Origin of the sequence: Lentzea sp. NBRC 102530, from assembly GCF_030269365.1 — a bacterium.
Taxonomy (GTDB): Bacteria; Actinomycetota; Actinomycetes; order Mycobacteriales; family Pseudonocardiaceae; genus Lentzea.
In genome coordinates this window covers 156,410-179,482 of the sequence record NZ_BSTF01000016.1, presented here as the reverse complement: position 1 = coordinate 179,482, position 23,073 = coordinate 156,410, and the positions used below count along the sequence as shown (strand labels likewise).

Genomic DNA, 23,073 nt, shown 5'->3' with positions numbered 1-23,073 from the left:
GCCCCGCAGTGTGTCAGTAGGACCGGGGAAGCTTCAGCGAGTTCTGCGCGACGAAGTTGAGCACCATCTCCCGCGACACGGGCGCGATCCGGGACAACCGCGACGACGCGAGCATCGAGGCGAGGCCGTACTCCCGGCTCAGCCCGTTGCCGCCGTGGATCTGGATCGCCTGGTCGACCGCGGCCGCGATGGCCTCGCCCGCCGCGTACTTGGCCATGTTCGCGGCCTCGCCCGCCTCCTTGTCGCGGCCGGAGTCGTAGAGCGCGGCGGCCTTCTGCGTCATCAGCCGGGCGAGTTCGATCTCGACGTGGACCTTCGCGAGCGGGTGCGCGAGGCCCTGGTGAGCACCGATCGGCGTGTCCCAGACCTGCCGCTCCTTCGCGTACTTCACGGCCTTGGCGACCGCGAGCCGCGCGGACCCGGTGGCCATGCTCGCACCCATGATCCGTTCGGGGTTGAGCCCGGCGAAGACCTGCAGCAGCCCCTGGTCCGGCGAGCCGACGACCGCGTCGGACGGCAGCCGGACGTCGTCGAAGAACAGCGTGAACTGCTTCTCCGGCATGAACAGGTCCATGTCGATCTCCTGCCGGGTGAAGCCCTCGGCGTTCGTCGGGACGACGACGAGCACCGGTCCGGTCTCCAGGATCGCGACGACGAGCACCGCGTCGGCCTCGTCGACGCCGGAGATGTAGGTCTTGCCGCCCTTCAGCACCCAGTCGTCGCCGTCGCGGCGCACGCTCGTGCGGAGCTTGTGCGAGTTCGACCCCGCGTCCGGCTCGGTGATCGCGAACGCCATCTTGAGCGTGCCGTCCGCGAAACCGGGCAGCCACTTGGCCTTCTGCTCGTCCGTGCCGAACCGGGCGATCACCGTCGCGCAGATCGCCGGCGAGACCACCATGAGCAGCAACGGACAGCCCGCCGCCGCGAGCTCCTCGCACACCGCCGCGAGGTCACCGATGCCGCCGCCACCACCGCCGAACTCCTCCGGTACCGCGACGCCGAGGTAGCCGAGTTTGCCGGCCTCCTCCCACAGTTCGGTGGTCTTCTCCCCCGCCCTCGCCTTGGCGGTGAAGTAGTCGTGGCCGTACTTCGCGCCGAACTCGGCGACGGCCTTGCGCAGCGCGATCCGCTCTTCGGACTCGACGAAGCTCACTGTTCCTCCACTACGACCAGGACGTCTCCGGCGTTGACCTGCTGGGCGTTCTCCACGAGCAGTTCGGTGACCGTGCCCGCGTTCGTCGCGAGCACGCGGTGTTCCATCTTCATCGCTTCCAGCACCAGGAGTTCGGCACCGGCTTCGACGGAGTCGCCCTGCGCGACGCTGACCCGGACCACGGTGCCGGGCATCGGCGCGACGGTCGCGCCGGGCGCGAGCTTCGTCTCCGGCTCGGGGAAGCGCGGCACGACCTTCAGCGTCACCGATCCGCGCGACGAGTCGACCTCGACCACGTCGCCGTAGCGGGCCACGTGGAACGGCACCCGCACGCCGTCCAGGTCCAGCACGACCGTGTCCGGCGTGGCCTGCGCCGGGTCGTACTCGACCTCGACCAGCTCCTCGCCGTGCAGGAACCTCGCCTTCGGCCGCTGCGACCGGACGTTGCGCCAGCCCAGCGGCAGGTGACCGATCCTCCGCGTCGCGGCGGACGCCAGCGCCGCCGCGAGCGCAAACGGTTGCGGGTCAACGGACCTGCTGAAGTCGTGCTCGTCGAGGAACCCGGTGTGGGTGTCGCCGTTCAGGAAGTCGGCGTCGCTCACCACGTCCACGAGCAGCTGCCGGTTCGTCACCAGCCCGTGGATCCGCGCGTTCTCCAGCGCCGTCACGAGCTTGCGGGCCGCGGCCCTGCGGGTCGGCGCGTACGCGATCACCTTGGCCAGCATGGGGTCGTAGTGCACCGACACCACCGAGCCGTCCTCGACGCCGCTGTCCAGCCGCACGTCGCCGGGCACCTCGAACCGGTGCAGCGTGCCGCTCGCGGGCCGCCAGTCGTGCGCGGGGTCCTCGGCGTACAGCCGGACCTCGATCGCGTGCCCGCGCGGTTCCGGTGCCTCCGCGGGCAACCGCGCGCCCTCGGCGATCCGCAGTTGCCACTGCACCAGGTCCACGCCGTACACGAACTCGGTGACCGGGTGCTCGACCTGCAGCCGCGTGTTGACCTCCAGGAAGTGGAAGTCCTCGCCCTTCAGCATGAACTCGACGGTGCCCGCGCCGACGTACCCGATCGACTCGGCCGCCGCCGTGGCCGCCGCGAACAGCCGCTGCCGCACGTCGTCGCCGACCGCCGGGCTCGGTGACTCCTCGACGATCTTCTGGTGCCTGCGCTGGATCGAGCACTCGCGTTCGCCGAGCGCCCACACCGTGCCGTGCGCGTCGGCGAGGACCTGCACCTCGACGTGCCGCGCCTGCTCCAGCAACGGCTCGCAGAACACCGTGGGGTCGCCGAACGCCGACTCGGCCTCGCGCCGCGCACTGGCGAGCGCGTCCGCGAACCCGGACCTCTCCCGGACGATCCGCATGCCGCGCCCGCCACCACCGGCGGACGCCTTGATCAGCACCGGGAACTCGGTGACGGTCTCGGGATCGAGTTCGGGCAACGTCGGCACGCCGGCCGCCGCCATCCGCTTCTTGGCCGCGACCTTCGAGCCCATCGCCTCGATGGAGTCAGGCTCCGGCCCGACCCACGTGAGTCCCGCGGCCTGCACCTTGCGGGCGAAGCCGGCGTTCTCGCTGAGGAATCCGTAGCCGGGGTGCACCGCGTCGGCACCGGCCTTGACCGCCGCCTCCACGAGCAGGTCGGCCCGCAGGTAGGTCTCGGCGGGCGACGCGCCGGGCAGCCGGACCGCGAAGTCGGCCTCCCGGACGTGCGGCGCGTCGGCGTCCGGGTCGGAGAACACGGCGACCGTGCGGATGCCGTTGTCCTTGCAGGTGCGGATGATCCGGCGGGCGATCTCGCCGCGGTTGGCGATCAGCAGACTCTTGATCATCTCGCTCACATCCGGAAGACGCCGAAGCCGTCGGCGCCCCTGATCGGTCCGCTGTGGACAGCGGAGAGGCACAAGCCGAGCACGGTCCTGGTGTCGCGCGGGTCGATCACGCCGTCGTCGTAGAGCTTCCCGGACAGGAACGGCGCGAGCGACTGCTCCTCGATCTGCGCCTCCACCATCCTGCGCATGGCGGCGTCGTGCTCCTCGTTGTACTCCTGTCCCTTGGCCATCGCGGCCTGCCGCCCGACGATCGACAGCACGCCCGCGAGCTGGGCCGGGCCCATCACGGCCGACTTGGCGTTGGGCCACGTGAACAGGAACCGCGGGTCGTACGCCCGGCCGCACATGCCGTAGTTGCCCGCGCCGTAGGAGGCGCCCATCGTGATCGTCAGGTGCGGCACCCGGCTGTTCGAGACGGCGTTGATCATCATCGAGCCGTGCTTGACGATGCCGCCCTGCTCGTACTGCGCGCCGACCATGTACCCGGTGGTGTTCTGCAGGAACACCAGTGGCGTGTCGCTCTGGTTCGCCAGCTGGATGAACTGCGTGGCCTTCTGCGACTCCTCGCTGAACAGCACACCCCGCGCGTTGGCGAGGATGCCGACCGGATAGCCGTGGATGCGCGCCCAGCCGGTGACGAGGCTGTTGCCGTACAACGGTTTGAACTCGTCGAAGTGCGAACCGTCGACCAGCCGCGCGATGACGTCGCGCGGGTCGAACGGCACCCGCTGGTCCTCGGAGACGACGTCGAGGATGCTCTCCGCGTCGAACAGCGGCTCCTCGACGGCGGCGGGGTCGGGCCCGAGCTTGCGCCAGTTCAGCCGCGCGACCACCCGCCGTGCCAGCCGGATCGCGTCGGTCTCGTCCTCGGCGACGAAGTCCGCGAGCCCGGACGTGGCGCCGTGCATCGTCGCGCCGCCCAGCGACTCGTCGTCGGCGTCCTCGCCGGTCGCCATCTTGACCAGCGGCGGACCGCCCAGGAACACCTTGGAGCGGTCCTTGATCATGATCACGTAGTCGGACATGCCCGGCACGTAGGCACCACCGGCTGTCGCGTTGCCGAACACCGCCGTGACCGTCGGGATGCCCGCCGCGGAGAGCCTCGTCAGGTCGCGGAACGCCCGCCCGCCGGGGATGAAGATCTCGCTCTGCGTCGGCAGGTCCGCGCCGCCCGACTCGACCAGGCTGACCAGCGGAAGCCGGTTCTGCAACGCGATGTCGTTGGCCCGCAGCGACTTGCGCAACGTGTACGGGTTCGACGAGCCACCGCGCACCGTCGGGTCGTTCGCGACGATCACGCACTCGACGCCCTCGATCCGCCCGATGCCCGTGACGCACGAGGCGCCGACCGGGAAGTCGGTGCCCCACGCGGCGAGCGGGGACAGCTCCAGGAACGGGCTGTCCTCGTCGATCAGCAGCTCGACCCGTTCGCGGGCGAGGAGCTTGCCGCGCTTGTGGTGCCGTTCGACGTACTTCGGCCCACCTCCGGCCAGCGCTTTGGCGTGTTCGGCGTCGAGGCCCGCGATCTTCGCGAGCAGCGCCTCCCTGTTGCCCATCAGGCGAACCCCAATCGTCGTGCCGCGAGCTCGGTCATCACTTCACTCGCCCCGCCCCCGATGCCGAGGATGCGGGCGTCCCGGTAGTGACGCTCCACTTCGGACTCCCGCATGTACCCCATGCCCCCGTGCAACTGCACCGCCTCGTCGACCACGGCGCCGCACGCCTCGACGGCGGCGTTCTTCGCGAAGCAGACCTCGGTCACGCAGTCCTCACCGCGTTCGATCCGCGCCGCGACCTCCCGCGTGTACGTCCGCGCCAGGTCGATCCGTTGCGCCATCGTGGCGAGCTTGTGCCTGATCACCTGGTTCTTGATGAGCGGCTTGCCGAACGTCTCGCGGTGGCGCGTCCACTCGACGGTCAGGTCCAACGCCCGTTGCGCGGTGGCGTACGCCTCGACCGCCATCGTCACGCGTTCGACCTGGAACTGCCGCATGATCTGCGCGAACCCCTGGTTCTCCTCGCCGACCAGGTTCGCGACCGGCACCCGCACGTCGTCGAAGTGCAGTTCGGCGGTGTCGCTGCAGTGCCAGCCCATCTTGTCGAGCTTGCGCCGGGTGAACCCGTCCTCGACCACCAGCAGCGAGATGCCCTGGTAGCCCTCACCGCCGGTGCGCACCGCGGTCGTGACGAAGTCCGCGCGGCACCCGGAGGTGATGAAGACCTTCTCGCCGTTGACGACGTAGTGGTCGCCGTCGCGGCGCGCGGTGGTCCGGATGGCCGCGACGTCGGAGCCGGCACCGGGTTCGGTGACGGCGAGGCTGCCGATCTTCTCGCCCCGGATCGCGGGCTTCGCGAACCGCTCGATCAGATCGTCGTTGCCGGACTGCCAGATGTGCGGGATGGCGATGCCGAGCGTGAACAACGCCGCCATCACCCCCGACGAGCCGCCGTTCTGGATGATCTCCTCGGTCAGCGCGACCGAGTCGAGCAGGTCGCCGTGCTCGAACCCGATGCCGAGCAGGTCGAGCGCCGCCGCCTTCTCGTGGAGTTCGCGCGGGATCTCGCCGTCGCGTTCCCACTGGTCGAGGTGCGGCACGATCTCCTTGCGGGTGAAGTCCGCGACGAGTTGCCGGAGTTCCTTGCGCTCGAACAGGTCCCTCGTGATCACAGCAACTCCTCCGGGATCTCGACAACCCTCGCCCGCAACCACTCGCCGAGTGCCTTGGCCTGCGGGTCGAACCGGGTGCTGCTCGCCACGCCGTCACCGAGCAGGCCGTGCAGCACGAAGTTGAGCGCTTTCAGGTTCGGCAGCTCGTACCGGCTCACGTCCTGCGCTTCCGGCAGCAGCTCCTTGAGCTTCTCGACGGTCAGGAACCCGGTGAGCCACGCGAAAGCCGCGTCCGATCGCACCCACACGCCGAGGTTCGCGTCGCCGCCCTTGTCCCCGCTGCGCGCACCCGCGATCGTTCCCAACGGCCTCTTCACAGCATCACCGCCTCGGCGCTGACCTCGTCGCGGTGCACGTAGGCCGCCCGGTAGACCCCGAACGGCGTGCCGTCGCCCGGCGGCGCGGTCACGTGGAACCCGGGGTAGCTCGCGAGCGCCAGCTCGATGGCCGCCCGGCTGAACCCCTTGGCCCGCTTGGGGTCTGCGGTCTTGATCATGACGTGCAACAACGCGCTGGCCTGCTCCTCGGTCGCCGCGTCGGCCTGGTCGGTCCGCGCCAGCGTCCACGTCAGGCCGTCGTCACCGATCGCGTCGTGCAGCTGCCGTCGCACCAGCTCGGCCTTGGCCTCGACATCCAGTCCGGTGAGGACGAACGTGGTCGAGTTCCGGAAGCCGCCCAGCGTGTTCAGGCACACCTTGAGCGTGTCCGGCGGCGGAGAACCCCGGACGCCGCTGATCCGGACCCCGCGCTCGTGTTCTTCGAGCCGGATCGTGTCGAAGTGCGTGGTGACGTCCGGCCCGAGGTACTCCGGCGCGCCGATCTCGTACAGCAGCTGTGCCGTCACGGTGTCGACGGTGACCGCGCCACCCGTGCCGTCGTGCTTGGTGATCAGCGACGACCCGTCCTCGTCGATCTCCGCGATCGGGAAACCCGGTCGGGTCACGTCGATCTCGGTGAAGAACGAGTAGTTGCCACCCGTGGCCTGCGTGCCGCATTCCAGCACGTGGCCCGCGACCGTGGCGCCCGCCAGCCGGTCCCAGTCGTCGCGCGCCCAGCCGAAGTGCGCCGCCGCGGGCCCCACGACCAGGCTGGCGTCGGTGACGCGGCCGGTGACCACGACCTGTGCGCCCTGGTTCAGGCACTCCGCGATCTCCCACGCGCCGAGGTAGGCGTTGGCGGTGAGCGCGTCGGGAAACCGGGCCTTGAGGTCGTCGCCGGTCACGTAGCCGACCTTGGCGTCGAGCTTGCGCGCCAACCCCTCCGGGTTCAGCCCGCCGGCGTTCACGACGATCTTGACGCCCCGGTCGAGCGCCAGCGCCAGGCAGTCCTCCATCTGCCGCAGGAACGTCTTCGCGTACCCCAGCGACGAGTCCTTCATCCGGTCGCGCCCGAGGATCAGCATGGTCAGCTCGGCGAGGTAGTCGCCGGTCAGGACGTCGAGCTCACCGCCCTCCAGCTGCTCGCGCATCGCGGACAGGCGGTCGCCGTAGAAGCCGGACGCGTTGCCGATCCGGATCACCGTCCACCACCGGGAGGCCCCGCGAAGGCCTGCGCGATCGGCACCCACTCCTGCGCGACCGGCCCGACGGCCTCGATCGCGAGCTCCTCGCGGTTGCGCCGCTGCGTCACCAGCCACGCGAAGTCCAGCGCGGGCCCGGAAACCCGGTTCTCCGCGTCCTGCGGCCCCCACGTCCACAGCTCACCGGACGGCCCGGTCAGCTCGACCCGCACCGGCACCTCCGGCACCGCCAGCCCGTTGAGCAGGAACGCGAACCCCATCGTCCGCACCCCGATGTGGCACACGTGCTTGATGCGCGCGGTCGGCTCCCGCACGACGCCCAGCGCGTCGGCGACGTCCTGGCCGTGCGCCCAGGTCTCCATGATCCGCGCGGTGGCCATCGACGCCGGGCTCATCGGCGGCCCGAACCAGAGGATCTTGCCCTCGGCCTTCGCGAGGTGCTCCCGCAGCGCCGCGCGGCTGTCCCGCCACAGCTCCACCAGGTCCGGCAGCACGGCCGCCTCGGCCGCCGTCCGGTCCACGATGTCGGCGGTCAGCGGCTGCGCCTTGAACGCCTCGGGGTCGGTGATGGCGAGGATCGCCGCCTTGTCCGTCCACATGAGATGACCGATCTGGTGCCCGACGGTCCAGCCCTCCGCCGGCGTCGGCACCGAGAAGTCGGCGCCCTGGACGATCTCGTCCAGCGAGCGCGACTCGGCGTCGAGATCGGCCAGCAGTTCCGTGATCACAGCTGTTCCTCCAGCATCCTCGCCCAGTACCGCACGACGTGCGCGCGGCGCTTGGCGTCGTCAGCGAGTTGGTTCGCCAAAGCCAGCCCGCGCACCAGGTCCAGGGTGGCCTGCACCGCGTCCTTCACGCCGGGCTCGCTGTCGTCCACGTCGAGCAGTTCCAGCGCGAGCCGGTACACCTCGCGCCCCAGCCGTGCCTGCAACTCGAGCACCTGCGTGCGCAGTTCGGGATCGGTGCGCGCCGCCACCCACAGCTCCAGCGCGGCGGTGAACAGGTCGCTCGCGTGGAAGTCCGCGATCAGCTCCACGACGGCATGGGTGCTCTTCTCGGCGATCTCCGCGCGCCGCCTGAGCACCTCGACGCTCTCCGCACCGACGTGCTCCACGGCCGCCGCCACCAGCTCACCGCGCGTGCGGAAGTGGTGCAGCTGGGCGCCGCGGGAGACGCCCGCGCGTTCGGCCACCTCGGTCGTCGTGGTGCCCGACCAGCCGCGTTCCACCAGGCACTCGACGGTCGCCTCCATCAGCTTCCGCTTCGTCTCCCGCGTGCGGTCCGCCTGGCGCTGCCTCGTCTCCACGCGGCCGAGTCTTCCGCCGAACAAACAAACAGTCAAGACTGCTTGTAAGTACGCTTGCTAGCGTCCGCGACCGATGAGCATCGTGGAACGCCTGCGCGCCGCCGGCTGCGTCTTCGCCGAAGAGGAGGCCGCGCTACTCGAAGAGGCCGCCGAGTCGCCGCGGCACCTGGAAGAGCTGGTGACCCAACGGGTCAACGGCCTGCCACTCGAACACGCCGTCGGCTGGGCGATGTTCTGCGGGCAGCGGATCGTGGTCACCAGGGGCGTCTTCGTCCCCCGCCACCGCACCGAACTCCTGGTGGACCTCGCCACCGACCTGAACCCGTCCGTCGTCGTCGACCTGTGCTGCGGCTCGGGAGCGGTCGGCGCCGTGCTCCAGCACCGGCTGCCGCACGCCGAGGTGCACGCAGCCGACATCGACCCCGTGGCTGTCGCGTGCGCGCGCCAGAACCTCGCCGACGTCCACGAGGGCGACCTGTTCGACGCCCTCCCTCCCCACCTCAAGGGCACCATCGACGTCATCGTCGCCAACGTCCCGTACGTGCCGACCCTCGACATCCCGTTCATGCCGGTCGAAGCCCGCGACCACGAGGCCCGCGTGGCCCTGGACGGCGGCACGGACGGCCTGGAGGTCCTGCGCCGGGTGGCCGTCCAGGCGGTGACCTGGCTGCGGCCCGGCGGGCACCTGCTGAGCGAGACCAGCGAGCGCCAGGCCCCTGCCGCACTGGTCGCGTTCACCGCCGCAGGACTCACTGCCAAGCTCGTGACCAGCGAGGACAGCAACGCGGTGGTCGGACGCCGCTAAGTTCCGTACAATGTACGGTATGTCGTACGACGAGGTCATGCAGTGGTTCGAGAAGTGGGACGCGCTCGCGGTGGAGGGCGACGTCGAGGCGATGGCCGACATGGCGCTGTTCCCGATCAACACGGTCACCGACGGCTCGGCGACGTCGTGGGACCGCGAGACGTTCCTCAGGGAGATGGGCGCCCAGCTGGGCGGAGACGTGCAGATGGAGTCCACCAGGACGCCGCACTTCATCAACGACAACCTGGTCTTCGTCATCACGGACGGCACGATCAACGGGATGACGGTGCGCTACGGCGACCTGCTCACGCGGGTCGGCGGCGAGTGGAAGTTCCAGACGATGGCCCAGGGCGGGTGGGCCTAGCGCGCAGACGGCCCCGGGGAAGAGGGCGTCCGCGTCCAGCGATGATCACAGCAGGGTGAGTTGTTCCTGGTCCACGCGGGGCGCCGGCACACCGACCGGCAGGCTTCCGTCGGGCCACACGCCGTCGTCGTCGCCGGGCACCCCGGTGACGGCGTCGGTGGAACGCCCGCGTGGCGCCAGCCCGTGCTTCTCGATCAGCGGGACCACGCGCGCGGCCAGCCGGGCGCGGTACCGCTTGTCCACGTAGGACCGGTTGCCGTACAGGTACCGGTACGTCTCCACGAGGTCCGGGTGCTCGCGTCGCAACCAGGTCGCGAACCACTCCTTCGCCCCGGGCCGCAGGTGCAGCGGCAGCACGGTGACGCCCGTGGCACCCGCCGCCGCGATCTGCTCCAGCAGGAAGTCCAGCTGCTCCACCGAATCCGTCAACTCGGGCAGCACCGGCGCGACGAACACCCCGCACGGCAGGCCCGCCTCACGGACCTTGCGCACCAGCTCCAGCCGCGCGGCCGGCGTCGGCGTGCCCGGCTCCAGCGACTTGTGCAGGTCGCGGTCCATCAACGCGAGCGAGACGGCGATCCCGACCGGCACGACCTCCGAAGCCGCGGTGAGCAACGGCAGATCACGCGCCAGCAGGGTGCCCTTCGTGAGGATCGAGAAGGGCGTGCGGGAGGCGGTCAGCGCCTCGATGATCCCTGGCATCAAGGCGTACCGCCCCTCCGCCCGCTGATAGGGGTCGGTGTTCGTGCCGAGCGCCACGTGTTCCTGCTTCCAGCGGGACGACCGCAGCTGGCGCGACAGCACCTCCCCCGCGTTGACCTTGACGATCAGCTGGTTGTCGAAGTCCTTGCCGGTGTCCAGGTCCAAATAGGAATGAGTCTTGCGGGCGAAGCAGTTGTGGGACACGATCCCGTTCGCGATGAAGTCCGCGGTGCCGGTCGAGATGTCGTAGAGGGTCTTCTCCCCCAACGGTTCCACGGACACGACGCCGAGCGGCTGCTGCGACTTGATGGCCACGCCGTCGATGTCGCGCTTGCGGGTGATCGCCGGGTCGACGGTGTGGAAGAAGCGCAGGTTCTCCCGCAGCCCGCCGCGCAGCCGCACGACCCGCACACCACGACGGCGGCGCAGCTCCTCGATCGCGAAGTCGAAGTCGAAGTGCTTCAACGCCAGGCAGATCGCTTCCAGCACGGTGGCGTTGCGCGTCGAGAGCCGCAGGATGCTGCGCGAGCAGGTCCCGAGGTAGTCGAACGCGCCCGCCAGGAATCCCTTGAGCCAGTCCGGGTTCGGGGCTATCTGCCAGTGCGCGAGCTCGCGCACCTGGTGCAGAAATCCCCTCCCTTCTCGCACTCCGAAGTAGTCGAGGTACTCCTGAGTGCGGTCCATGGCCTCGATGTCGGCGACCGGGATGCGGAAGTCGGTTTCGTCGTCGACCATGCCGCGCAGGTAGCCGCGGCGGTAGTCGTCGGTCACGGCGGGCTGCTCGACGAAAGCCCCCGTGCCCATCAGCTTGTTGCCCGTCGTGAGGTGCGGGCGGCGGCCCACACCGGCGGTCTCGCCGGTCACGTGCTTCCAGCCGCGGTCGGTCAGGAACCGGTGGTCCCCGGACGCGACGACGGTCGTGCCGTCCTCCAGCGTCAGCCGGTACGCCTGCTTGCGCGTCTCCCAGTGCGCGAGCACGGTCGTGAGCTTGTAGCGCCGGTAGTTGCCGACGAGTTCGGTGCCGTAGATCTCATCGCCCGCACGCAGCTCGGACAGCGGTTTCGTGCGACCGTTGCCCATGAGGATCGGCGTGTCGCCCGCCATGCAGTACGTGCAGGCGTGGGAACAGCCGCGGTACGGGTTCACCGTCCACGAGAACGGCAGCGACGACCCCGGTACCCCGTTGAGCACGGATTTGGCGCGGACCTCGTGGAACACCACGTCCGCGAACTCAGGAGTTCGTACGCTGCGCACCAGTCCCGGTAGCCCCGGTAGTGCCTGCTGCGGCTCTGCCTCGAGTTTCTGCCCGTCCCATCGCACAACACCGATTCGAACACATGTTCGAACGGCGGTCAAGGAGCGCACGTGTCACCCATTGAGGTAGCAGGCTTCATCACCGGCGCACTGTGCGTGTGGCTGGTCGCGCGCCAGAACCCGTGGAACTGGCCCATCGGGATCGCCAACAACGTGGCGTTCCTCGTGCTGTTCTGGGGCAGCGGCCTGTACGCCGACTCCGGCCTCCAGATCGTCTACATGGCACTCGCGCTCTACGGCTGGTGGGCGTGGGTGCGCGGCGGCGAGCAGCACTCGACGTTGCACGTCAGCCGCACGACCCGGACGCAGTGGCTGTGGCTCGCGGTGGCCGGCGTGCTCGGCACCGCGCTGCTGCACTGGATCCTCGTCAGCAACGGGTCGACGGTGCCGTTCTGGGACGCGATCACGACCGTGCTGTCGCTGCTCGCGACCTGGGGCCAGACGCGCAAGAAGGTCGAGTGCTGGTGGCTGTGGATCGCCGCGGACATCATCTACGTGCCGCTGTACGCCTACAAGGAGCTGTACCTGACGGCCGTGTTGTACGTGGGGTTCATGGTGCTGTGCGTGATCGGCCTGCGCAGCTGGACGAAGGACATCAGGACCACCGAGGTGCCCGCGTGAAGGAGTTCGCGCACGCGCTGGTGCTCGGGAAGTTCTACCCACCGCACAACGGACATCACCACCTCGTCGAGATGGCGGCGGCCAGCAGCGAACGCACGACCGTGACCGTTCTGGCCGCTTCGCACGAAACGATCCCGCTCGAACACCGCGTGCGCTGGCTGACGGAGACGCACGCGCAGACGCCAGGTGTGCGGATCATCGGCGACCTCGACGACCACCCGATGGACTTCGACTCCGACGAGATCTGGGACCTGCACGTCGCCCTCACCCGCGCGGTGCTGGCCAGAAGGGCCATCGCGGACGGCGAACCGGGCAACGCCCGCGTCGACGCCGTGTTCTCCAGCGAGAAGTACGGCGACGAACTCGCCCGCCGGCTCGGCGCCCGGCACGTGCTGGTCGACCTCGACCGCCTCACCCACCCGGTCTCCGGCACGGCCGTGCGCACCGACCCGGTGGCGAACTGGCACCACCTCGCTCCCGCCACCCGGCGCGGACTGGGCCGGAAGGTCGTGGTGCTCGGCGCGGAGAGCACCGGCACCACCACGTTGTCGAAGCAGCTGGCCGACCACTTCGGAGCGCCCTGGATCGCCGAGTACGGCCGCGAGCACACCGAGCACAAGCTGACCGCCGCCCGGTCGTTCGCGCCGGACGCCACCCTGGACGGTCTGGTGTGGACGCTGGGCGACTTCGAAGACGTCGCGCACGAACAGGAACGCCGGATCCAGGCCGAGACCGCGCCGCTCGTGATCGCGGACAACGACGCGTTCGCCGCCACCGTCTGGGGCGAGCGCTACCTGGGGTTCCGGCCGGAGATCCCCCTGGGCAGCGAACCGGACCTGTACCTGCTGACCGACCACGTGGGCGTTCCGTTCGAACAGGACGGCTGGCGCGACGGCGAGCACCTGCGCTCGTGGATGACCGGCGTGTTCGAACGGGAGCTCGCGGCGCGCGGGGTGCCGTGGCTCAAGCTCACCCGGGACAGGTTCGCCACCGCCGTGACCGCGATCGAACACCTCATGCGGCAGGATGTCGCGCGTGGGTCACGGTCACGGGCATAGCCACGCGCTGAGCGAGGAACCGGCATCGCAGCGCGTGCGCACGTTGCTGGTGTGGCTGCTGGTGCCGCTGGCGCTGGCCACGATCGTCGGCGCGGCGCTGCTCTACCCGTTCGGGGTCGAGCAGAAGACCGGCGCCGAGGTCGGCCTCAACCAGACGCCGGTCGAGGCCGTCGTCACGGGTCTCGCCGAGAACTGCGGTGAGAAGTGCGTCGCGATCACCGTGAAGATGACCGACGGCCCCTCGCCCGGCCAGAGCATCACGATCCCGAGCGTGAAGGGGCCCGGCGCGCCGAGCTTCGAGCTGGGCGACGAGGTCGTGCTGTCCTATTCGGGCACCCAGCCGCAGGCCGCCGAGTCGTACCAGATCGTCGACTACCAGCGCGGCTGGTCGCTCGCGGTGCTGGCGCTGCTGTTCGCGGCCGCCGTGCTGCTGCTCGGGCGCTGGCAGGGACTCGCGGCGCTGGGCGCGTTGCTGCTGAGCTTCGTGGTGCTGGTGCTGTTCATCATGCCGTCGATCCTGGCGGGCGAGAACCCGCTGATGGTGGCGGTGGTCGGCGCCGGACTGATCATGTTCGTGGTGCTGTACCTGACGCACGGGGTCTCGGCGCGCACGTCGACGGCCGTGCTGGGCACGATGGTCAGCCTCGCGCTGATCGGGGTGCTGGGCGCGTTGTTCTCGGCGCTGTCGAACCTGACCGGCCTGGACGACGACACCGCGAACCTCGTCCGGCTGCTCGGCACCGACATCGACACCCGCGGCCTGCTGCTCGCGGGCACGTTGATCGGCGCGCTGGGCGTGCTGGACGACGTCACGGTCACGCAGACCAGTGCCGTGTGGGAGCTGCGGCGGGCGAACGACGAGCTGACCTGGCGGGAGCTGTTCGCGGCGGGCTCGCGGATCGGCCGCGACCACATGTCGTCCGTGGTGAACACGCTGGTGATGGCCTACGCGGGTGCCGCGCTGCCGTTGCTGCTGGCGATCTCGCTGGCCGGCCGCTCGATGGGCGAGATCCTGACCGCGCAGCAGATCGCGCAGGAGATCGTCCGGACCCTGGTCGGCAGCATCGGCCTGGTGGCGGCGATCCCGGTCACGACGGCGCTCGCCGCGCTGGTCGCGGTGCGCCAGGAGGTCACCCCGATCGCGGCACCCGAACCGGAACCCTCGGAACCCGAACCTGCGCCGAAGACGGTGAAGCGCGCGAAGCCGGAGCCCCGGCCCGCGCGCATCGAGGGCGACCTGTTCACCGGCTACGACCCCGACAAGGGGCCGTGGGTGCGGCCTAGCCGGCCAGCAGCACGAAGAGCAGCGCCAGCGAACCCGGCACCACCTGCACGAAGAAGATCTTCCGGCTCGCCGTGAACGTGCCGTAGACGCCCGCGACGATCACGAACACCGTGAACAGCACGGACGCGCCGAAGTCCTGGCGGATGAGCGCGTAGATCAGACCGGCCGCGAGGAACCCGTTGTACAGGCCCTGGTTCGCCGCGAGCGCCTTGGACTCCTGCGCGAACTCGGGCGTCAGGCCGAACGCCTTCTGCCCGCGCGGGGTCGTCCAGAGGAACATCTCCAGCACCACGATGTAGATGTGGATCAACGCCACGAGGGCGAGCAGAACGCCTGCGATGACCTGCACTTGGGTTCCTCCTCAGAGCTGACACACGCGGTGAGACAATAGAGCAGTGGGAAGACAACGGCCCGACACAGAGGCGATCACCGAGTCGATCGACTCCGGCGTGGCGGAGCTGGTCCCCGACCTCGGTGGACGGAACTCCTGGACGTTGCGGGTCAACGGAACCCCACAGTCGCATGTGGACCTGGACGACCCGACCTACCTGGAGTTCGAGTACGTCCGCAGGCTGGGTCACATCGTCGATCTCACCGCGCCCTCACGTGTGCTCCACCTCGGTGGTGGCGCTCTCACGCTAGCGCGCTACGTGGCCGATCTACTGCCTCGCGCGTCTCAGCAGGTGGCGGAGATCGACGCGGGCCTGATCGCGTTCATCCGCCGCGAGCTGCCGCCGCCCTCCCGCGTGCGGATCACCACGGGCGACGCCCGCGCGGTGCTGGTCAAGGCCCGTCCCGGCTCGTTCGACCTGATCGTGTCGGACTGCTTCGCGGGCGCCCGCACCCCCGCGCACCTGACGTCGGTGGAGTTCGTGCGCCAGGCGTCCGCCGCGCTGGCCCCGGACGGCATCTACGCCGCGAACATCGGCGACGGCAACGGTCTCCAGTTCGCCCGCTCCCAGTGCGCCACCGTGCGCGACGTGTTCGAGCACGTCTGCGTGATGGCCGAACCGGGCGTGTTCCGCGGCCGCCGCTTCGGCAACTTCGTGATCATGGCCTCGCACCGCGGCCTGCCGATGCAGCAGCTGACCAGAGCCACCGCCGGCGACCCGTTCCCCGGCCGCGTCGAACACGGCACGGGCCTGACGAAGTTCATCGGCGGCGCCCCGGTGACGACGGACGCCACCGCCACGTCGTCCCCCGCGCCGCCGTCGGGGCTCTGGGGCACCTGATCAGCCGGGAGTGTCCTCGTGGTGGGCCAGGTCGGCATACACGACCAGGTGCACCGCGAGCCCGATGACGGCCAGTGCCTCCACGATCGACACGGACATGTACACGACGGTCCTGGGACCCGACGCCCAGTAGACGACCAGCGCGGCCGTCGGCGCCAGGCAGAACATGCCGAGGTCCACGGCGAGCTGCAGGACCTTGCGCGTGCGGCGGCGCCGGTCACCGCGGTGGAACGACTCCCAGCCGAACACCAGCGTGCCCTCGGGCAGGTGCGCGGCCAGCCGGGGCGCGAGTTCCGTGCGGATGTAACGACCGGCGGCGGAGATCTTCTCGTCGTTGACCAGGTAGGTCCAGCCGAGCAGCAGGGCGACCGGTGGCAGCAGCAGGGCGAGGTTCGCCTGGCCCTTCGCGCTGAGCGTCGCCGCCACCACGGCGGCCATCGACGCGAGCGTCGCGTAGACCAGGTTGTCCCGGAACCCGATCCTCGTCTTCTGCTCTTCCTTCAACCGCTCGTACTCCAGCGTCAGCACCTTCGCGACGCTGATGTCACCTTCCGCCATTCGTCCCCCTCTTCGCCCGCACCATCCTCGGTCATGATCGCCCCGGATGTCGACGGGCAACGGAACGTCCTCTTCCGGGCACCATCCGCAACACCCATTTTCCCGAACTCCACCGTGGTAACTTGACTTGTCCGTCGGGGTGGATCGGACACGGGCAGCGAGGAGCGAATGAGCGTTGCGCAGTACGGGCCCTGGCGCGCCAAGCTGGCCGGAAAAACGGTGGAACACTACCTCGCCCCCACTTTTCGGGTACGCGATTCAACGGACGACTCCGCTCAGCACGTCCGATTCGAGACGTTGCTGGACCAGCTGTCCACCCGCAGGGACAAGGCGGAGTACCGGCCCAGGAGTTGGCTGCTCATCGGCGGTGCGGGCAGTGGCAAGAGCACCGCGCTGCTGCAGTACGCGATCGCACTCCTCGACCGCGGGATCCCGTGCGTGTTCATCGACAACCGCCAAATGCGGCAGCAGAAAGTCGACGGACTCAGCGTCAAGGAATTCGCGAAACTGCTCCGCCCGATGGGCATCGACGAGAAGCTGTGGAAGGCGCACGTCAAACAGAAACGCGTGATCTTCCTGGTAGACGCGTTGAACGAACTGGAACGCGAGTTCGAAGGCCACCCGACGTGGAATTTAATCTGGCAACTGGTGGCGGGATCGCACGAATTCACCGTCGTCGCCACTTCCCGGCGTGAGATCGACGACCTGAACGAGACCATGCAGCGCGAGGTCGAGACGATGTCGATCGAGCCGCTGAGCGAGCAGGACATCGAGACCTACCTGGGGATGCGCGGCTCCTCCCCCGCCGACGCCCTGACCGAGATCAAGTCGGGCAACATGCTGAGCGTCGCCTCCAACCCGTTCATGCTCTCCCTGCTGACCGACTGGCTGCTCGGCACGAGGTCCGGCCCGGCCCGCGCCATCCCGCGCAGCCGTGCCGAACTGCTGCGCGAAACCCTGGTCCGGCCCAGGGGCGAAGGCCGGTTCGACAACGCGGCCAAGGAGGCCGAGAAGCACGGTCTCGGCATGGAGGCCGCGCTGTCCGCCGCCGCGCTGGCCGCGATCACCACGGGCAAGGGCAACGCGGACTTCCTCGCCGTCGACCTGGAGGCGTTGCTCGGCCGCGTGTGGGAGGACCGCGACGAGATCGCGCGCGTCGTGAAGACCTTCCTGGACACCCAGATGGTGACGCCGGTGGGCGATCCCTCCGGCGGCCAGCACAGCCTCATCCACCCGGCGTTCGTGGACTTCGGCCTGGCGCTGGCGTGGCAGCGCACGACCCTGCCGGCGGTGGCCTTCGACCCGTACCTCGACCAGTGCCTGGGCGACTGGATCGGCCTGCAGCCGAACCCGGACGAGGCCGCGCTGGGCCTGCTCGGCAAGGGCGCCCCGGAACTCGCACCCGAACTGCTGGTGGACGTCCTGCTCGCCAACCGGGGTGTGCTCGGCGACGAGGTCCGCGGCCTGCTGTGGCGCCGCCTGGGCGACTTCTTCGTCCAGGGCCGCCTGGTGCGCGACCGCCTGCCGGCCGCCCTGGTGAGTCTGCCTCCGGCGGTGCTGCTGGACGGGATCCAGCACGGCCTCCTGCGCGCGCTCGACGACGACGATCCGGACCTGACGGACGGGGTGCTGGCCGCCCTGCGCAACAGGTCCCTGACCCCCGCGTCCCTGCAACGGATGCGCCAACGGATCCGTCGTATCTCCAGACGCGGCGCCAAGTCGAGATCCGGAGAAACCGCGCGCACCCGCAGCGAAGAACTGGCCTTGCAACGGCGGGAAACGCTGCGTCAGAGTTCCGATCCCGACCTCCGCCGACGCAGCAGCAACTGGCTCGGCACCAATGGCAACGAGCGGGACGTCGACGACCTGTGCGCGGCCACGACCGGGGACGACAACGGGGTGGTGCGCGGAGCCTCCGCCACGGCTCTCGGCAGCATCGGCTCGCCCCTGGCGGTCCCTGTCCTCACCACCGCACTCACCGACGACGACGCCCACGTCCGCGGCTCCGCCGCCACCGCACTCGGGCGCATCGGCTCCGCGCACACCATCCCCTCCCTCACCAGCACCCTCGTCTCCGCACTCACCTCCGCCCTCACGGACGCGCACGCCAACGTCCGCGGCTCCGCAGCCACCGCACTCGGCCACATCGGCATCACCCGAGCCGTCCCGTCGCTGACCACCGCACTCACCGACGCGCTCACCGATGCGTACGCCAACGTCCGCGGCTCCGCCGCCACCGCGCTCGGACGCATCGGTCTGACCCGAGCCGTCCCCTCTCTTACCGCCGCACTCAGCGACAAGGACGCCAACGTCCGCGGCTCCGCCGCCACCGCACTGGGACACATCGGCGACCCCAAAGCCATCACCGCCCTGACCACCGCGCTCACCGACGACGACGCCAACGTCCGCGGCTCCGCCGCCACCGCACTCGGCAACATCGGGTCTTCCAAAACGATCTTGTCGCTGAGCACCACACTCAGCGACAAGGACGCCAACGTCCGCGGCTCCGCAGCCAACGCACTCGGCAACATCGGCGACCCCAGAGCCATCCCGTCCCTCACCACCGCACTCACCGACGACGACGCCCACGTCCGCGGCTCCACCGCCAACGCACTCGGCAACATCGGCGACCCCAGAGCCATCCCGCCCCTCACCACCGCACTCACCGACGACGACGCCAGCGTCCGCGGCTCCGCCGCCACCGCGCTCGGCAACATCGGCTCGCCCCTAGCCATCCCCGCACTGACCAGCACGCTCGAAGACAGCGACGCCGTGGTCCGCGGCTCCGCTGCCAACGCGCTCGGCAACATCGGCTCGCTCGTGTCCATCCCCGTGCTCACCGCCGCACTCACCGACGACGACGCCAGCGTCCGCGGCTCCGCCGCGACCGCACTCGGCAACATCGGCTCACCCCTGGCCATCCCCGCACTCACGACCGCGCTCAGCGACGCCAACGCCTACGTGCGCAGTTCCTCCGCCAACGCGCTCGGCCGCGTCGGCGACCCCCAAGCCACTTCCTCGCTCACCACCGCGCTCACCGACGAGGACGCTTACGTTCGCGGCTCCGCCGCCACGGCACTCGGCAACATCCGCTCGCCCCAGGCCGTCCCCGCACTCACCGCCATGCTCAAGGATGAGGACGCCTACGTCCGCGGCTCCGCCGCCACCGCACTCGGGCGCATCGGCGACAGCGAGACCGCTCCGGCGTTGAGGGCGACGATCAGAAACCCTGACGAGACCTACCGAACCCGACGCGCCGCGGTAGGGGCCCTCGCCCATCTCGACACCGAAGGCGAGGAGTGGATCACTGGCGTCGCCGACCGGCTCAGGCGCGCCGTCCACCGCGACCGGGAATGCCGTGCCCTGCGCGGAGCGATCATCGACCTCGTGGCACGCCGCGAGATCACTCCAGCGACGAAGAAGTGGCTGGTCGACGTGATCCACACCGACGGCGACCCGACGAACCGGACGAACGCCCTGGAAGGACTCGCGCTGGCGGGCAAGGCGGACGTGAGCCTGATCAGGTTCGTCATCGCTCCCGAGGAGCCGCGGAAGGACCAGCGCCCCCGTGACCCGGACTCGGGCGTCTGCGGCGTCGCGGCGGCCGCCGTCATCCGAGCCGTGACCGAGCGCCCCAAGTTCACGGACGCGCTGCTCCCCCACGTCGTCCGGCTGCTGCTGCACAAGGACACGCGCCTGGCGACCATCGCCTCCTCGCTCAGCCAGCTGCGGCTGCTGCCCCTGCCACACGCGGAGAGGATGTTCGCCCGCATCACGGACCTGGTGGCGGGCCGGAAGGCGGACAACCCCTCCTTCGAGGCGCGGATGGAGGTCCAGCGCAAGGAGCTCGACAGGCGCCGGCAGGTGCAGGCCGACGTCGAGTCGTTCACCGAGAAGCCGGAAGCGGTGCTCGAAGGGTTCCGCGTGCAACGAAGGTCGAGGTTCGACGTGGACGCCCCCAAGCCCAGCGACGAGTTCCACGTCGCGCTGCTCACCGCCGTGCCGGTGGAGTCCAAGGCGCTGTACCGCGTGCTCGAGGAGCGCGGGATCGACACCACCGAGGTCCAGCGGGACGGGCGGTACTACGACGTCTTCGAGTTGACGCCCGCGGGTGGGCCGCCGGTGCGGGTGGTCACCACGGTGGCCACGGAGCAGGGCGGGCAGTCGGCCGGGGCGGTGACGCGGGACCTGCTGGCCGCGTTCCGGCCGGACCTGGTGTTGCTGGTCGGGGTGTGCGGCGGGTTCGACGAGCGCGGTGTGAAGCTCGGGGACGTGCTGTTCGCGCGCGAGGTGTGGGACTACGGGCCGGAGAAGGTGCGGCCGGAGGGTGGCGGGCTGCGGCCGCAGGTCTACCGGACGGACGAGCAGGCGTTGCGACTCGTCACCCGGCTGGAGACCAAGCGGCGGCTCGAGCAGTCGCTCGACGGGCACGCGTTGCGGGTCAAGGACTTCGCCAGCGGCGAGAAGGTGATCGCCTGGCGCGACTCCGCCCTGCGCGCCGAACTCCTCGGGCTGTCCGTCGAGATCGGCGGCGTGGAGACCGAGGCGCACGGGATGCTGCACACGATCTGGGAGTGGTTCAAGGCGAAGAAGCTGGCCGGCGGCGCGATGCTCAAGTGCGTGAGCGACCTCGGCGACGAGGACATGGCCACCGACAAGGAGGCCAGGCAGACCGAGGCCGCCCGACGGGCGGCCAGGGTCGCGCTGGACGTGGCGGAGGCGTTCCGCCGCGCGGACAGCTGAGGATCAGTCGAGCGAGGTCACGAACTTCGACACGGCGTCCGGGTGGAGCTTCTGCGCCATCCGGCCCGCCGGGGCGAGCGACCCGAGCCGGTACAACGGCCGTTCCGCCGCCGCCAGGCCGCGTGCTTCTGCCCGCAGCTGGGCCACGAGGAGTTCCGAGAACACCAGGCCGGGCGTGTCACCGCGGGCCGCCAGGGCGTCCGCGAGCCTGCGCAGCTGGTAGACGCCCAGCTCCCGGCCGCCCGTTCCGGCGTACATCGACAAGGCCACGTTGATGGCCTTCTTGCCGCCGCGCACGAACAGGCCGACCGTCCGGGCCCCGCGCAGGTCGGTGACCAGCAGGTCGAGGCCGTCGGCGGTGGCCAGGTCGACCTTGCGCGTGCCGAACGCCCGCACGTGCACGGTCGTGCCCTCGAGCCACACCGTGCGGCGCGCCTCGGACATGGCCAGCAGGATCACCGGCACCGACACGATCAGCGCCGCGATCACGCCGGGCCAGCGCCCGCCGATCAGGCCCACGATCGCGCCGAAGGCGAGGGCGACCATCAGGCCGCCGATCGCCACCATCCGCGCGCGCTTGCGGACCGTCACCTTGTCGAGCAGGTCGAGAACGAGCTTGTCGTCGCTCACGGGGTCTCCCGCACCGCCTCGGCTGCTGTGTCACCCTGGGCCAGCGCGTCCCGCACCGCCGACACCACGTCCGTCAACGCCACGTCCACCTGGTCGCCGGTCGCGAGCGTCTTGACGCCGATGGTGCCGGCCTCCAGACCGCGCTCGCCGAGCACCAGCGCGAGCTTCGCGCCCGACTTGTCCGCCGCCTTGAAGCCCGCCTTCATCGACCGGCCGCCGTAGACCAGGTCGGTGCGCACGCCCTCGGCCCGCAGCTCGCCCGCGATGGCCACCAGCCGTGCGCGCGCGCCCTCGCCCAGCGGCACGCCGATCACGTCGACGCGGCTGAACTCCGGCAGCACGCCCTCCGCCTGCGCGGCGAGCAGCGCCCGGTCGACGCCGAGGCCGAAGCCGACGCCGGACAGCTCCTGACCGCCGAGCTGCGCCATCAGGCCGTCGTAGCGACCGCCGCCGCCGATGCCCGACTGGGCACCGAGGCCGTCGTGCACGAACTCGAACGTCGTCTTGGTGTAGTAGTCGAGACCGCGGACCATGCGGGGATTCTCGACGAACTTCACGCCCAGCTCGGTCAAGTACCCCTTGACGAGCTCGTAGTGCTCGCGGCACGCGTCGCACAGGTTGTCGACCATCAGCGGCGCGTCGGCGACCATCTCGCGCACCTCGGGGCGCTTGTCGTCGAGCACGCGCAACGGGTTCAGCTCGGCGCGCTGACGGGTCGCCTCGTCGAGCGGCAGCTCCGCGAGGAACGCCTGCAGCTTCTCCCGGTACGCGGGACGGCAGTTCGCGTCGCCCAGCGAGGTGAGCTCCAGGCGGTAGCCGGTGAGGCCGATCGCGCGGAAGCCCGCGTCACCGACGGCGATGACCTCGGCGTCCAGGGCCGGGTCGTCGATGCCGATCGCCTCGATGCCGACCTGGTGGAACTGCCGGTACCGGCCCGCCTGCGGGGCCTCGGCGCGGAAGAACTGGCCCGCGTAGTAGAGCTTCGCCGGCAGCGAGCCGCGGTCGAGGCTGTGCTCGATGACCGCCCGCATCACGCCGGCGGTGCCCTCGGGGCGCAGCGTGATGGACCGCTCGCCGCGGTCGAGGAAGGTGTACATCTCCTTCGTCACGACGTCGGTCGACTCGCCGACACCGCGCGAGAACAACGCCGTGTCCTCGAAGACCGGCAGTTCGATGTAGCCGTAGCCCGCGAGCTCGGCGGCGCGGGTCAGCGTCGACCGGACGTGCGCGAACGCGGCGGACGTCGGCGGGATGTAGTCGGGAACGCCTTTGGGTGCGGAAAACAC

Annotated in this window: 18 protein-coding genes and 1 pseudogene; 7 read left to right on the top strand and 12 right to left on the bottom strand. The window is 70.1% G+C overall.

Annotation, left to right across the window (positions count from 1 at the left end):
- Positions 1–13 precede the first annotated feature (13 nt).
- The 7 genes and pseudogenes from QSK25_RS35095 to QSK25_RS35065 all read right to left on the bottom strand — a co-directional run bounded on the left by QSK25_RS35095 (position 14) and on the right by QSK25_RS35065 (position 8,421).
- Positions 14–1,153, bottom strand: coding sequence for an acyl-CoA dehydrogenase family protein (locus QSK25_RS35095; protein WP_285644739.1), 1,140 nt, complete (start codon positions 1,151–1,153; stop codon positions 14–16).
- The gene (locus QSK25_RS35090; RefSeq protein ID WP_285644737.1) at positions 1,150–2,982 is read right to left on the bottom strand and encodes an ATP-binding protein; all 1,833 of its coding nucleotides are present in this window, start codon (positions 2,980–2,982) and stop codon (positions 1,150–1,152) included. Before QSK25_RS35090 ends, QSK25_RS35095 begins: the two co-directional genes overlap by 4 nt.
- Positions 2,983–2,987: 5 nt before the next feature.
- Positions 2,988–4,538 (bottom strand): acyl-CoA carboxylase subunit beta, encoded by a 1,551-nt coding sequence (locus QSK25_RS35085; protein ID WP_285644735.1) that lies wholly within the window; start codon positions 4,536–4,538, stop codon positions 2,988–2,990.
- On the bottom strand, positions 4,538–5,650 hold the full coding sequence (locus QSK25_RS35080; RefSeq protein ID WP_285644733.1) for an acyl-CoA dehydrogenase family protein: 1,113 nt from the start codon (positions 5,648–5,650) through the stop codon (positions 4,538–4,540). The genes QSK25_RS35085 and QSK25_RS35080 overlap by 1 nt, the downstream gene beginning before the upstream one ends.
- Positions 5,647–7,118 (bottom strand): annotated as a pseudogene (locus QSK25_RS35075) (acyclic terpene utilization AtuA family protein). The gene QSK25_RS35080 and the pseudogene QSK25_RS35075 overlap by 4 nt, the downstream one beginning before the upstream one ends.
- Before the next feature lie 47 nt (positions 7,119–7,165).
- Positions 7,166–7,897 carry a TIGR03084 family metal-binding protein gene (locus QSK25_RS35070; RefSeq protein ID WP_285644731.1) on the bottom strand — a complete coding sequence of 244 codons (732 nt, stop codon included), beginning with the start codon at positions 7,895–7,897 and terminating at the stop codon, positions 7,166–7,168.
- Positions 7,894–8,421: a TetR/AcrR family transcriptional regulator gene (locus tag QSK25_RS35065; RefSeq protein ID WP_285644789.1), complete on the bottom strand. Its 528-nt coding sequence runs from the start codon at positions 8,419–8,421 to the stop codon at positions 7,894–7,896. Before QSK25_RS35065 ends, QSK25_RS35070 begins: the two co-directional genes overlap by 4 nt.
- A 127-nt stretch (positions 8,422–8,548) precedes the next feature.
- Between QSK25_RS35065 and QSK25_RS35060 the strand changes: the two genes are divergently transcribed.
- Positions 8,549–9,280 (top strand): putative protein N(5)-glutamine methyltransferase, encoded by a 732-nt coding sequence (locus QSK25_RS35060; protein ID WP_285644730.1) that lies wholly within the window; start codon positions 8,549–8,551, stop codon positions 9,278–9,280.
- A gap of 19 nt (positions 9,281–9,299) precedes the next feature.
- Positions 9,300–9,644 (top strand): nuclear transport factor 2 family protein, encoded by a 345-nt coding sequence (locus QSK25_RS35055; protein ID WP_285644728.1) that lies wholly within the window; start codon positions 9,300–9,302, stop codon positions 9,642–9,644.
- A 45-nt stretch (positions 9,645–9,689) separates the two neighbouring features.
- Here the strand turns inward: QSK25_RS35055 and QSK25_RS35050 are convergent, their stop codons facing one another.
- Positions 9,690–11,666 (bottom strand): intein-containing Rv2578c family radical SAM protein, encoded by a 1,977-nt coding sequence (locus QSK25_RS35050; RefSeq protein ID WP_285644726.1) that lies wholly within the window; start codon positions 11,664–11,666, stop codon positions 9,690–9,692.
- A gap of 45 nt (positions 11,667–11,711) precedes the next feature.
- Here QSK25_RS35050 and pnuC point away from each other — a divergent pair, with 45 nt between their 5' ends.
- The 3 genes from pnuC to QSK25_RS35035 are packed head-to-tail and all read left to right on the top strand — an operon-like array spanning position 11,712 to position 14,699.
- On the top strand, positions 11,712–12,281 hold the full coding sequence (gene pnuC / locus QSK25_RS35045) for a nicotinamide riboside transporter PnuC (RefSeq protein ID WP_285644724.1): 570 nt from the start codon (positions 11,712–11,714) through the stop codon (positions 12,279–12,281).
- Positions 12,278–13,339, top strand: a complete 1,062-nt coding sequence (locus QSK25_RS35040; protein ID WP_285644723.1) for an AAA family ATPase — start codon at positions 12,278–12,280, stop codon at positions 13,337–13,339. Before pnuC ends, QSK25_RS35040 begins: the two co-directional genes overlap by 4 nt.
- A 34-nt stretch (positions 13,340–13,373) precedes the next feature.
- Positions 13,374–14,699 (top strand): YibE/F family protein, encoded by a 1,326-nt coding sequence (locus tag QSK25_RS35035; RefSeq protein WP_352236713.1) that lies wholly within the window; start codon positions 13,374–13,376, stop codon positions 14,697–14,699.
- Here QSK25_RS35035 and QSK25_RS35030 read toward each other — a convergent pair.
- Positions 14,620–14,973: a DUF1304 domain-containing protein gene (locus QSK25_RS35030; protein ID WP_285644719.1), complete on the bottom strand. Its 354-nt coding sequence runs from the start codon at positions 14,971–14,973 to the stop codon at positions 14,620–14,622. The two genes, QSK25_RS35035 and QSK25_RS35030, sit on opposite strands and share 80 nt — an antisense overlap.
- A gap of 46 nt (positions 14,974–15,019) precedes the next feature.
- Here QSK25_RS35030 and QSK25_RS35025 point away from each other — a divergent pair, with 46 nt between their 5' ends.
- The gene (locus tag QSK25_RS35025) at positions 15,020–15,856 is read left to right on the top strand and encodes a spermidine synthase (protein ID WP_285644717.1); all 837 of its coding nucleotides are present in this window, start codon (positions 15,020–15,022) and stop codon (positions 15,854–15,856) included.
- On the opposite strand, the gene QSK25_RS35020 is transcribed toward QSK25_RS35025, so the two are convergent.
- Positions 15,857–16,414, bottom strand: a complete 558-nt coding sequence (locus tag QSK25_RS35020) for a hypothetical protein (RefSeq protein WP_285644715.1) — start codon at positions 16,412–16,414, stop codon at positions 15,857–15,859.
- A 168-nt stretch (positions 16,415–16,582) separates the two neighbouring features.
- Between QSK25_RS35020 and QSK25_RS35015 the strand changes: the two genes are divergently transcribed.
- Positions 16,583–21,157: a HEAT repeat domain-containing protein gene (locus QSK25_RS35015; protein WP_285644713.1), complete on the top strand. Its 4,575-nt coding sequence runs from the start codon at positions 16,583–16,585 to the stop codon at positions 21,155–21,157.
- 3 nt (positions 21,158–21,160) lie between these two features.
- Here the strand turns inward: QSK25_RS35015 and QSK25_RS35010 are convergent, their stop codons facing one another.
- Both QSK25_RS35010 and hisS read right to left on the bottom strand, forming a co-directional pair.
- On the bottom strand, positions 21,161–21,787 hold the full coding sequence (locus QSK25_RS35010) for a hypothetical protein (protein ID WP_285644712.1): 627 nt from the start codon (positions 21,785–21,787) through the stop codon (positions 21,161–21,163).
- Positions 21,784–23,073 carry a histidine--tRNA ligase gene (gene hisS, locus QSK25_RS35005; RefSeq protein WP_502881923.1) on the bottom strand — a complete coding sequence of 430 codons (1,290 nt, stop codon included), beginning with the start codon at positions 23,071–23,073 and terminating at the stop codon, positions 21,784–21,786. The genes QSK25_RS35010 and hisS overlap by 4 nt, the downstream gene beginning before the upstream one ends.